The 11,929-nt window shown below is 38.3% G+C and carries 9 protein-coding genes; 5 read left to right on the top strand and 4 right to left on the bottom strand.

Annotation, left to right across the window (positions count from 1 at the left end; genetic code table 11):
• Positions 1-6: 6 nt before the first annotated feature.
• Both Q0976_RS20150 and Q0976_RS20145 read right to left on the bottom strand, forming a co-directional pair.
• Positions 7-489 (bottom strand): type III secretion system chaperone, encoded by a 483-nt coding sequence (locus Q0976_RS20150; protein WP_299495742.1) that lies wholly within the window; start codon positions 487-489, stop codon positions 7-9.
• A 247-nt stretch (positions 490-736) separates the two neighbouring features.
• Positions 737-1,315, bottom strand: a complete 579-nt coding sequence (locus tag Q0976_RS20145) for a uracil-DNA glycosylase family protein (protein WP_299495741.1) — start codon at positions 1,313-1,315, stop codon at positions 737-739.
• 354 nt (positions 1,316-1,669) lie between these two features.
• On the opposite strand from Q0976_RS20145, the gene Q0976_RS20140 reads away from it, so the two are divergent.
• Both Q0976_RS20140 and Q0976_RS20135 read left to right on the top strand, forming a co-directional pair.
• Positions 1,670-2,722: an amidohydrolase family protein gene (locus tag Q0976_RS20140; RefSeq protein ID WP_299495740.1), complete on the top strand. Its 1,053-nt coding sequence runs from the start codon at positions 1,670-1,672 to the stop codon at positions 2,720-2,722.
• A gap of 291 nt (positions 2,723-3,013) precedes the next feature.
• The gene (locus tag Q0976_RS20135) at positions 3,014-4,936 is read left to right on the top strand and encodes a radical SAM protein (protein WP_299495738.1); all 1,923 of its coding nucleotides are present in this window, start codon (positions 3,014-3,016) and stop codon (positions 4,934-4,936) included.
• A 156-nt stretch (positions 4,937-5,092) separates the two neighbouring features.
• On the opposite strand, the gene Q0976_RS20130 is transcribed toward Q0976_RS20135, so the two are convergent.
• The gene (locus tag Q0976_RS20130) at positions 5,093-5,953 is read right to left on the bottom strand and encodes a hypothetical protein (protein WP_299495736.1); all 861 of its coding nucleotides are present in this window, start codon (positions 5,951-5,953) and stop codon (positions 5,093-5,095) included.
• A 31-nt stretch (positions 5,954-5,984) separates the two neighbouring features.
• A complete protein-coding gene (locus Q0976_RS20125; RefSeq protein ID WP_299495734.1) occupies positions 5,985-6,449 on the bottom strand; it encodes a hypothetical protein in 465 nt (154 codons plus the stop codon).
• A gap of 1,010 nt (positions 6,450-7,459) precedes the next feature.
• Here Q0976_RS20125 and Q0976_RS20120 point away from each other — a divergent pair.
• The 3 genes from Q0976_RS20120 to Q0976_RS20110 all read left to right on the top strand — a co-directional run bounded on the left by Q0976_RS20120 (position 7,460) and on the right by Q0976_RS20110 (position 11,734).
• Positions 7,460-7,774, top strand: a complete 315-nt coding sequence (locus tag Q0976_RS20120; RefSeq protein ID WP_299495732.1) for a hypothetical protein — start codon at positions 7,460-7,462, stop codon at positions 7,772-7,774.
• Between the two features lie 170 nt (positions 7,775-7,944).
• Entirely contained in the window at positions 7,945-8,460 is a 516-nt protein-coding gene (locus Q0976_RS20115; protein ID WP_299495731.1) for an NUDIX hydrolase, read from the top strand.
• A gap of 664 nt (positions 8,461-9,124) precedes the next feature.
• Positions 9,125-11,734, top strand: a complete 2,610-nt coding sequence (locus tag Q0976_RS20110; protein WP_299495729.1) for a hypothetical protein — start codon at positions 9,125-9,127, stop codon at positions 11,732-11,734.
• The last annotated feature ends 195 nt before the right edge of the window (positions 11,735-11,929 follow it).

Below are 11,929 nucleotides of genomic sequence, written 5' to 3'. Positions count from 1 at the left end.
TACAGGCTAGATCCGGTTACTCGCTTGCATGACATTAAATCGTTCAGGTCTAGAGCTCGTTATAGAAGTAGAGGTGGAAGACGAAGTAATTTGCTCCTCCTCTGTTAATTTTTTAAACCAGTACTCTATTGCTTCTACCAAAGATTCAATAATTAATGATAATGCATCAAAATCAATGAGTTCATCATGGAATCGCTTAAACAATATTAAATGTTCATTCGTTGGACTCAATCCAAAATGAAATTGGTTTGTTTCCATTCCAAAGTAGTTTGCTTGAAGCAGTGTCTTAAAAATTTGATATTCTTTATATCCTTGTAAATTAATCACCTCTGAGAAAACCGTCAAATAATCTTTATCATCATTCATCTGAAAATGTAATCTGTATTTTTCTTCTAAAATGAGACAGAAATAATTATCCTCATTAAAAGAGAGTTCATCGAGATCATAAGTTTGAGAAAATTGTTTTATGGCTTGCACACTTCTATTCATTCGGAATGCACACATATATCGCTTAAGTTGTGTCACCAATATATTAATTAGAGTTAATGTTATCTATTAAAAAAACATACACATATAAATAAATATTAAAAACAAGAATAATTTACATAATATCAGTAAATATCATAGTGATTGAATCTTATGTAAAACTTGATAGACTAAAAAGCACAAATTAATTAACATGAAGCATTAATTAAAACAATTTAACTTTTACTTTTACTCAGTTAAATTATTATCATCAAGTTAATATCGTTTGAACTCTTACTTTCAAACTCGGTAATACTTCTTCTTCAAACCAAGGATGACGTTTAAGCCAGGGATTGTTTCTAGGGCTCGGATGCGGTAATGGGATCACCCTTGGCCAATATTGTTGCCAATTAGCTACCCTTTGCGTCACCCCCAAATTATCACTGGGTAAATGATAAGCCATGGCATACTGACCTAATACAATCGTTAGCTGAATATGCCTGAGAGCTTCCAATAAACCAGCTCGCCATTTAATGGCACATTCCATTCTTGGCGGTAAATCTCCTGAGCTCCCTTTACCTGGATAGCAAAACCCCATAGGAAGGATCGCAAACTGATTTTCATCATAAAACGTCTCTTTAGACACCCCTAACCAACTTCGCAACCTATCCCCACTGGCATCATTAAACAAAATACCGGTATGATGAACTTTTTGACTGGGTGCTTGACCTGCGATTAAAATTTTAGATCCGGATGCCATTTGAATAATAGGCTTAGGCCCTAAAGGTAAACAAGCAGCGCATAGATCACATTGCTCCACACTTTCTTTTAAAGTCACAATAGAGTCCATGCATTTATTCCTGTAAGCCCTTTTCCACAGAACACTATATAGCTAAATCAATATAAAATGACATACTCAGCTGGAATAAAAAGTGATTTAGGCTAGGCGAATGGTTAAAAGCATAGTCATTCTACGGTAAGACAAATCAACAACGCATAAATCACTTTTAAACCAGCCTGTTAGGCGCTTCATTTGAGCGACACTTCTTTGTTGCATTATCTCGAAAGGTGCCTACATTCCATCACTAATGCGCCTCAAATTGCCGCTCAATTGATTGCTCTGAGACTATCATTTTATATTGATTTAGCTATACACTCATCCAGACAGATTAATATAACGCAAATTATTTTTTAAAGTGAACAAATGTCCCATTTTATCAAAGAAGCTATCATTGCTTTAAAGATAAAACGGTTAAATCGTTTATATCCATGCGGCTTCATTTTACCTTATTTAAAGACCCTGAATTCTGTTACTTTAAGTCCTTTTTTACTATTCTTTAGTATTATTACATCATTAATGCTAGCCATGCAAAAACACAATATTGTTGATTGTCATCATCATTTATGGGATTTACAGCAGCAGAACCATCCTTGGTTGCTGAACGAACCAAAAGACATCTGGATTGGTGACTACCAAGCATTATGCGTCGATTTTCTCATCTCTGATTTTAAACATGCATCAACAAAAGCCAATATTGTGAAATCGGTTCATATCCAAGCCTTAACTCAAGATCCCATAAAGGAAACCGCTTGGCTTCAAGCCCAAAGTGATGAGTTATCACTACCAAGTGGCATTGTTTTCTATGCCGATCTCAGTGCTACTAACATTGAACACATTATCCAGCAACACATGAAATATAAAAACGTTCGCGGGATCAGACAAATCATTAATGAGCACAACAACCCCAAATTTAATATGTGTCCTCAACATGGTCTCATGAGGAATAAGCAATGGCTTAAGGGGTTCTCACTATTAGCGCAATATCAGTTATCTTTTGATTTGCAGTGTTATGACTATCAATTACCTCAAGCTAGCCTACTGGCCACGCAATTCCCCCACACTCAGATAATATTAAATCACATGGGCATGCCCATTAAACGCGATTCAAAAAGCCTAGATCGTTGGCGATATTATCTAAGCGACTTCGCAAAAAATAGTAACACCGCCATAAAATTATCAGGGTTAGCCATGCTGGACCACCCAATGAACGAAGCTCTCAGTCAACAAATGATCCAAGATGCCATTGCTATCTTTGGCTGGCAGCGAGTCGTTTTTGGATCAAACTTTCCTGTTGACCGCCTTTTTCATGACTATGATGATTGGTTTGATTTAGTGTCAAACGCTATTGCTTCTTTAAACCAGACTCAGCAACAAGCAATATGGCAACACAATGCCGAGCGCCTATATCGAATATAAACACCACTATGGGAAGATTACATGAAATGCCTTCTTCAGCATGATTACCCCATATGAACGCATTACCCAAATGAGTGAGCAAAATAGCATTAGAATCGACACAATCACTGCCACAAAGATAATGCATAAAATCACACTTTATCTCTTCTCTACACTGCCGATAAACAGCCACACAAGTAGCTTAGCGACCATTCATTTGCTAGAATCCACTGTTCTTTTTTTGGCGGCAGCATTAGCAGCCATACTCAGCTGCAAACTGAGTGATTCCGTTTGACTATATAAAGGCAGGTTATGACCGTTCTTCTAATGACTCCCCCTATGACACAGCTGAATACGCCTTATCCGGCAACAGCCTATTTAACGGGGTTTTTACGATCCAAAGGTTATGAGGCGGTGCAACGGGATCCTGCTATTGAACTGTTCCTTGAAATGATGACAGCCCCTGCACTGGAGATTATTCGTCAACATGTCGAAGCCAACTTTGAACATTTGAATGACAATGAACGACCTGATGTGATTACATCTTTTCTCGCTGAATTTGACCGTTATCATTTAACCGTTGAAAGTGCTATTCGCTTTTTGCAAGGCAAAGATCCTAGCCTTGCCATGCGAATAAATTCCCGTCGTTTTTTACCTGAAGGCCCAGCCTTTGATGCCATAGCGCATATGGAAGCCGTCTCTGGTGATGTATTACAAGCGGCCTTTGGCAATTTAGGCGTTCAAGATAAAGCCAAATACTTAGCCACCCTGTTTATTAATGATCTCTCCAATGTCATCACTCAAGGTGTGGATCCCTACTTTGAAGTAAGCCGTTATGGTGAGCAATTAGCAGCCGCAAACCCAAGCTTTGATGATCTCTACCATACCTTAATGGACGATCCCAGTTTCAGTGCAGACATTTTAGAGCAATTGGTTGAACAGTATCTGGACGAAACCCAGCCAAGTGTTATCGCCTTAACCGTCCCATTTCCCGGCAATATGCTCGGCGCCTTACGTATTGCACAAACCTGTAAAACCATCAACCCTGAGCTGCCTATCGTCTTGGGAGGCGGCTTTATCAATACGGAGCTGCGCGCACTCAAAGATATTCGTGTGTTTGAGTTTGTTGACTTTATTTGTCTCGATGACGGTGAGCGCCCCTTTCTCACACTGCTGGAATATTTTCAAGGACATCATGAAATCGATGCCTTAGTGCGAACCTATTTCCTTGCAGAAAATGAACACGGCCACCCTTATGTGCACTTTAATGACAATGCCCAGCTCCATGATATACCTCAATCTGATGTCGGTGCACCGATTTACGATGGGCTGCCATTGGATGAATACCTGTCTTTATGTGAAATGCTTAACCCTATGCATCGTATTTGGAGTGATGGACGTTGGAATAAGCTGACTATCGCCCATGGTTGTTACTGGCGTAAATGCAGCTTTTGCGATGTCAGTCTGGACTATATTGACCGTTTTGATGCTGCTGGCGCTGATGTTTTAGTGGATAGAATTGAGCAACTCATCGAAGAAACCGGCGAAACTGGTTTTCATTTCGTCGATGAAGCCTTACCACCGAAACTGTTATTTAATTTCGCTAAACGCTTAATTGAGCGTAATGTAGTGATCAGTTGGTGGGGCAATATTCGTTTTGAACGCACCTTTAGTGAAGCCCGTTGCCAACTCCTAGCCGACTCAGGTTGCATCGCCGTTAGCGGCGGCCTTGAGGTAGCATCTGACAGGTTATTAAAACTGATGAAAAAAGGGGTCAGTGTTGAACGAGTTGCCCAAGTCACCAAAGCGTTCAGCGATGCAGGCATTTTAGTGCATGCCTATCTGATGTATGGCTTTCCAACACAAACCGAGCAAGAAACCGTCGATGCTCTGGAAATGGTGCGCCAAATGATGCAACAAGGTTGTTTCCAATCCGCCTACTGGCATCGCTTTGTGGCTACTGTTCACAGCCCTATCGGCATGAACCCTGAACAATTTGGGATCACTCTGGCAGAACGACCTGAGATCTTATTTGCTGAAAATGATGTGGATTTCACCGATCCTACTGGGACAGATCATGAAATGCTAGGCGAGGGATTGCGCAAGGCAATCTATAATTATATGCACGGCATAGGCTTTGAGCAACCAATGAGTTTTTGGTTTAATCAGCCTGTTAAAAATACGCAAATGAAAAAAGATCTGATCTCAAAAGCCATCAATAACCTCATTATCTGATGGTCACTAGACACTGCCTTTGTTAACTTTTTACCACCCTTGATAAGGGCTTAGATAATCGTCATTTTCTGAGCCCTTTTATCTATTGTCATTAAACAAAGGGCATTATTCATTATAAATATCAACAAAATGTAGATAGGACCCTCAGAGAAAAGGCTAATCCAATTTATTCAATCTTGCTTTATGAATTGGATCTTTTAACATACTAGGTTCAATGGCATTATGCACTTTTTCCCTCGCTAGCTGAGCTGAATACCACATAGTGTCTCCCGTCAATTTAACTAACAGCCCAATACCAGGTACATTTGCTCCAACACTTTCAAGCGCATGAGACACCTTATGTACTACCGAAGCAACCGATGCCCCAGAGCGGATCATACCCGCCGCGCCGTCAGTAATATGCAGTGCAAGGGACTTATAGTCTCCATGGGTTAAATCACCCTTTGATTCTTTCATCGCCGTTAACACTTCACTAACGGCCGTCGTTAAAGCTTTAGCATCTACTGTATGCGTGGCCATTTCAATACCAGTACTCGCCATATCAGGAGCATGGTGAATGGCCGTATGCACAACTTTATGTAATTTTTCACTCACATTATCCATTGTACTTGGCTTAAATGTCTTTCCATCACTACCAAATCCCTGAATTCTACTTTTGAGGCTTCCTTGTTGAGTCGCTGTGAGCTCAGTACTTTCTTTTGGATAAGCGACCCGTAACCTGAGTCCAGTACTGTTTGATTCTTTATTATAAGAACGAACAACATCACTCCATGACTCTCGAGAGAATTCCAATTTAGATTGGGTTAATTCATTGATATTATCAAAAGATTGCTGATCTGGATGTAAATGTGTTGCGAGCGCAAAGGTTTTAGGCGTTAAACTTTTACTGAGTGACTGATCACTGGATATTCCCTTCAATCCTTGCGTTATGGAAGTCGTTGTTGTGGATGATGATATAATAGGGGTGGTAGTTGGCGATATTGGCGTAGATGTTGTCGATATTGAAGGCACAGGCATAAAAACTCCGATAAATAAAAACAGTAAGGGTTTAATTTAATAATGCAAATGAGAGATGCATTGTGAGAATATGATTAATGGCATCCACTTTTTGATGAAAAGATTCAATCAGCATGCCTAAATTTTGTGGAGAGTGCAGACAAGATATATCCACTAACGCTTTAAGTTCATACCCAGTGATAGCTCTTACAAGAATAGCCTGATCAAGCGCTAATAAAGGAATGGGTTCCTGTAAAAGAATAAATAATTCGGATGCATGTTGAATAACGACTTCGAATGTTAACTCGGTAAATGCCGACCATAACCATAATCTATCTTCTTCAATATTCAGTGTAATACTGGGTAGTGACTCAAACTCAAGATGAATACTCGAATGTGCATCAATGTTGGTTAATTTTTCAGTAGGACACCCCAAGGAAATCAGTGCCTGTTCGGCTAAGTACTTTAAACTTTGATGATGGTTTTGTGAAAAAGATAAAGGATCCTGAATATACATGTAAATACTCCATTTAATTTAGTATAAATACCAACCAAAACGCTTAATATATAAGCAAGCCACCACTTTGGTATAAATGAAAATATTAAAAAAATAGATAATTACCTTTAACTGGTAAGATGAGGTAGAACACTTTAAGCATAATAAAGTGTGATTGGTATCATGCCAATATTAATGATTTATTCGTGTTTGAAAGCAATATTCTACGATCAAAATCCAATTTATATTATTGCTAAAAACTGTATGTTTATTGGTCTTGAACATCAAATAACACGCTCATTATTGACCAAATAAAGTACAACAAAATGAGGTGTTCACCTGATTATTTAAGTATAAAAAAGACATATCAACGATGATAAATATCACTATTTTATAAAAAATATTTTTCTATTATTGATCCCCTTGAATAGATATTAAATGAATCTATTGTTTAAACTTTGTATGTTTTAATGGATAAAACATACACAATATTGATAAAAAAATGTTCAACAACCTAAAAGTACACTCCCCATTGTTGGAATACTTTCATCCTCTAGAATCAAAATAAAGATTCAGAGAGTATTCTCCGATTTCAACATATGACTTGATAACTCTTAGTTTTACTTTATTTTAATCATGTTTACATTGAATCAGTCATTAATAACGTCAATAAAAGTCAATAAAAGTCAATAAAAGTCAAGTAATATAGTAAACCCACTAACTTCGATTCTTTTTTGTCAGTTAATTTAAATTACCCAATATTTTTAATAACATAAAAATCAATTAAGACAATGTTTTATTTACTTTAGAGAGGTAATAACGTCATATTTTGTACAAAAAAAACAAAAAAGGACTTATTAAGGCTCAAACCATTGACTGAGCAGCGACTCACTGTGACAGCAGCAACCTATTTGCTATGGTGACTCAAGTCCGTTGTATCACCACATGACAAACAGAGGGTGATTAGCACCATATCAGAGTTAAACTATCAAATTTAATCAACTAATCATTGAGTTAAAGAGGAAAGTATTATGTTAAAACGTTCATCTGTTGTTGCTGCCGCAAGTGTATTACTCAGCGCACTCTTATTTAGCACTATTGCCAATGCTGATCAAAGAAGAGACCCACCAAAACCCCCCATTGATAAGTTAAGTGCTGCTCTAAATGTAAACCCCGATCAAATGGAAAACTGTTTAGAGGAAGGGAGACCCGCTTCACCTGGAGAGAAGCCCAATAAATCCGCTTTGTTATCTTGTTTACAACAAGCCAATTCAAATATTACTGGCAATCAACTTGATGACGTCATGCAGCAATATATGCCTAAACCAGACCGTCCTGCTGAATAACTGTCCTTGTGCCAATCATGTTTTAAACACCATGATTGGCACCGCCATATTAATCTTTTCATAACGAAAGCAATGACAAGCCAAGAAGTGCTGACTTGCCCATTCGCTTGCAACTTTCATCTCAGTTATAATCCCTCGCCTCTTTATCCTTAGATATTTGCCATACCATTATGCGTTTACTACGAAGCACAACCCACCCTAGTCTCAATCAAAAAAAAGGTCATGCCTTTCACCGCCAAGCGGCAAGAGGCATTATTCTCGATGGTGAAAATATTTTAATGCTCTATACCCAGCGGTATCACGACTACAGTATTCCTGGCGGCGGTATTGATGAAGGCGAAGAGGTACGCACAGGTTTACTTCGTGAACTCAAAGAAGAAACCGGCGCGAAACAAATTGAAATCATAAGCGAGTTTGGTTGCTATGAAGAATTCAGACCATGGCAAAAAGCAGGCTTTGACCGGATTCATATGGAGTCTTTTTGCTTTGTTTGCACCGTTCACCCTGAGCTGGGTGAGACTCAATTTGAACCCCATGAAATTCAAAATGGTATGCGACCACTGTGGATTAATATTCATCAAGCCATTGCTCACAACGAAGACACTATCGCCAATAGTCCCAAGAAAGGCATGTCCATTGAAAGAGAAACTTACCTATTAAAGCGGATCGTTCACGAACTGCTTTAGCTTTCTACTTGGAATATGCAATGCTCATTAGCACGCTTTTTCTGTGTAGGCATGGCCTAACGGCGCACACTAGCCCATCTAGCCCATCTAGCCCATAGTGCGATGTTACCTTTGTTTATAAGCTCTTTGCAGAGGCAGAAAAAGAGTCGTGGTATGCAACGATTCCTTGAGAACAATTCCCTAGAAGTAACAAGGCTTGAAAATATTCCAAAGGTACATTCGAAAGCATCAAGCCCTCTTAGGGTTTAAAACCATAATAGTCGTTAAAGTCTTCGAGCAATCCCCCCAGCGTTGATATTCTTTAGCTATTCAATCGTGGCATTCATCAGCTTCGAGCCCACACCTTTCTTTTGGTTATTGGAAAGAACCGAGATAAGCTCAAAACCAACTATCTTGAGTCATCGTTACAGTAGAAAGTGCCACATGACCGACGATATATAATCTTCAGTAACAAGGACAATTGATAGCGCCCCCGAACCACGAAGAACTTTAATCCCTTTTTTGAACTTAAGACGTTCGCAAAAGTAATCAACTTCTAATACAAATAAGGATTGAGTTGATCAGGCTATAAAACCTTCTACGCTTAATTTAAACATTCGCTTTTCTAAAACGCAGCAATAAAAAGGCAACACGTTATATCAAAACATAAAAGGTAAGGAAACAAATGCTCATATCATTAAATAAACCCATTCATTTTCTTTTTTTAATCATAATACTGTTAATATCTGGTTGTGATAGCGCTAAAACAACATCAGAAGACGACATCAATGAAGCCAACTATTTACTCAGTGGTTCTTTGACCCCAAACGTATTTAGTGCCGATGGCTTAACCGAATCATTATTAACCATTAAAGCCGTTTCAGTAGGCAATACCAGTATTACTATCTCTCCTTCTGACTCAGCAAACAATTTGGCATTTTTTAGTCCAAGAAAAGACACGCCATGCATTATTGATTCGACTCGGGATCATTGCAGTTTGTATGTTATCGCTAAAAAAAATAGCTCAACAGAGAACATAACTGGCCATATTAACTTTACGGTCAGTGACAATTCAAATGTTGAAAAATTAAACTATACCATTTCTCATTCTGATTCCAATCTTATCAGCGCATCGTTATCCCCCTCTGATTTGGCCTCAGATCAAACAGCTGAATTAACCATCACAACTAGTGACTTTCAAAGCTATCCCCTTACCGTAACGGTCTTTGATAGCTATGGCTTAATCACCTTTACCAATAGTAATACCTGTATAATAGAAGCATTAGCAAGACAATGCACGATTGCCGTCAATACCAGCACAGTGACAAAAACACAGATGGGCCACCTCAGTTTCACTCTGTCAGGTGACAATGAAGATAATTACCCTAATGGCATTAACGATGTGAGTTACGCCATCTACCCCATAACGAATAAACAACCTTACACGCTGGCTTTTTGGCCAAACTATTCAGGATACAATAACAGGAATACGACAGTTGAAGAAGCCTCCTCAGAGGCTGCCAAAGAAGATGGAAATTGCGGGAGTAAATTTACCACCAACATTTTTGACATCACAGGTAACTTTATCCCGCAAGCCTCGTACAACATGCCAGGCATAAAAATCAAAGCGTCAAATCTCGGCGAAGATATCGGCTATCCAGCCTGTGATAAAGCGATTGAAACAACGAATAACACACATAACGGCTATACCAATAATCACCATTTTACCGCACTCTCAGAGCTCGTTGATGCCATATCCTATGCCTTCTTAAAGCCCACAAGTAATGGCTATGCCGTATTTGATGATCCATGGACAGACTTATCAAATGATGATTTTATGACAGATAAAATGTGCCATAGTGATATGTCAGGTCACTCCATCTGTAATGATGTCGTTATTAATGGGAATAATTGTGAAGATGCAGTCTGCTATGGCTCTTTTTCGGCATTCATCAACTTACAAAATAATGCAGGCACACTGGAAAAATGGGTAACAATCGGAGGGGAAGATTATAAAGACATCATGTATTACCTTGTATCTGAAGATAATACCAATATTAGCGATCAAAATATTTCAAATTTTATCAATGGATTAACCAACCTTGCTTTACATGGTCTAGACGGAGTTAATTTAAACATTGAATTTTATTCCAATGATACTTGGACCGATAATCTATTATTTCAGGCATTAGCAAGAAACAAAGATAATAATAATATTAGTAATCAAAATGGTCGAAATTTAATTACTGAAATAATTAATAAAACGGGATTAAAAGTGTCTATCAGCCTGCCAGCATTTCCTGATATGATCTTGTACCTCATGGGAAATGATCCCTCAGGACAGGCATCTGGTTTTAATTTTATTGATTCCTGGCTTGATCAAGGTTTAAGCCACCTCAATTTTATGACCTATGGATACCACAGTATTGCTGATGCCAGTAAAGGCGATAATTATACGGGTTTCAACACTGCCTTATTCCCTCAACCAACTAATTCTGAAGAAAAAAATCCATTCAATGAATATACAGATCCTATCGATAATATCAATTATGATTTATCCGTCAATGCAGTCACACAATATATCAATGGTCATGACGGTGCGGCACCTCACTGGAACAAACTGGATAATATTCAACTAAGCCTAATACAAATCGGCCTTCCTACTTATGCACGCGCTTACACTGGAATAGGTAAAGCAGATAATGCCTCTGATGTAACAAGAAACGTATCAAATAATGGGCTGTTTAACAGCATTCAATATGCCAATACGTTGCCCGGCGATCAGGATAATTTAAGGTGTACCATCAATAAAAATAATTTAGAAGAAAATTGTGACGGCCTGTATTCATATAACTATATTCATTTAAATATGACAAGTCATGAATACACTTCAACTTTAACCCCCCTTTGGAATGTAACAGAATGGATATATGATGATCCTATTTCCAAACTCACTTTTAATATTGCCACCAGTGCTTATCAGTCATCAGCATTTATGCCAAATACAGCCTTACCTGTATTTGGTACCAATGCTGATGATGAGGCTATCACAGCATTAAATGTGAGCAGTTTTTGGAATGAAGACCATAGCCAATATAATAACTTCCAATACAACTTTATTTCTTATGCATCTGCCGATGTCGCGAAATCTTATGGTGCTTATTCCGCACAAAGAGGACTGGGAGGCGCCGTGATTTGGCTCATGAGTGGCGAATTAAATATTACCGATAACAATCAAAAAAAGGATGCATTAATTTATAATTTTATCGACGGCTATAATAACGGACTAAATTAGTCTTCACCAAAATACAGAGTCAATGGCTTAAAATACTATTCCCTTGACTCTGTCTTTCTCCTTCCAGAGTATCATTCAAAATCAGTCTACATAGCAATATTAAGAAGCCAAAATAGTAAAGCCTAATACTAACCATACTTTCAAGCATCCCTTTACCACTCACTTATTTCAAACTGGCAGAGACATAAGAAGTAT

The sequence above is a fragment of the uncultured Shewanella sp. genome (assembly GCF_947501665.1).
Lineage (GTDB): Bacteria > Pseudomonadota > Gammaproteobacteria > Enterobacterales > Shewanellaceae > Shewanella.
Note: the sequence above shows the minus strand (reverse complement) of the source record. Positions and strands in the feature narration are given on the sequence as shown.

Coding starts and splice junctions, on each gene's coding strand:
- Q0976_RS20115 (WP_299495731.1), top strand. CDS start 7,945: ATGCGTTTACTACGAAGCACAACCCACCCTAGTCTCAATCAAAAAAAA.
- Q0976_RS20150 (WP_299495742.1), bottom strand. CDS start 489: ATGAATAGAAGTGTGCAAGCCATAAAACAATTTTCTCAAACTTATGAT.
- Q0976_RS20110 (WP_299495729.1), top strand. CDS start 9,125: ATGCTCATATCATTAAATAAACCCATTCATTTTCTTTTTTTAATCATA.
- Q0976_RS20145 (WP_299495741.1), bottom strand. CDS start 1,315: ATGGACTCTATTGTGACTTTAAAAGAAAGTGTGGAGCAATGTGATCTA.
- Q0976_RS20120 (WP_299495732.1), top strand. CDS start 7,460: ATGTTAAAACGTTCATCTGTTGTTGCTGCCGCAAGTGTATTACTCAGC.
- Q0976_RS20135 (WP_299495738.1), top strand. CDS start 3,014: ATGACCGTTCTTCTAATGACTCCCCCTATGACACAGCTGAATACGCCT.
- Q0976_RS20125 (WP_299495734.1), bottom strand. CDS start 6,449: ATGTATATTCAGGATCCTTTATCTTTTTCACAAAACCATCATCAAAGT.
- Q0976_RS20130 (WP_299495736.1), bottom strand. CDS start 5,953: ATGCCTGTGCCTTCAATATCGACAACATCTACGCCAATATCGCCAACT.
- Q0976_RS20140 (WP_299495740.1), top strand. CDS start 1,670: ATGTCCCATTTTATCAAAGAAGCTATCATTGCTTTAAAGATAAAACGG.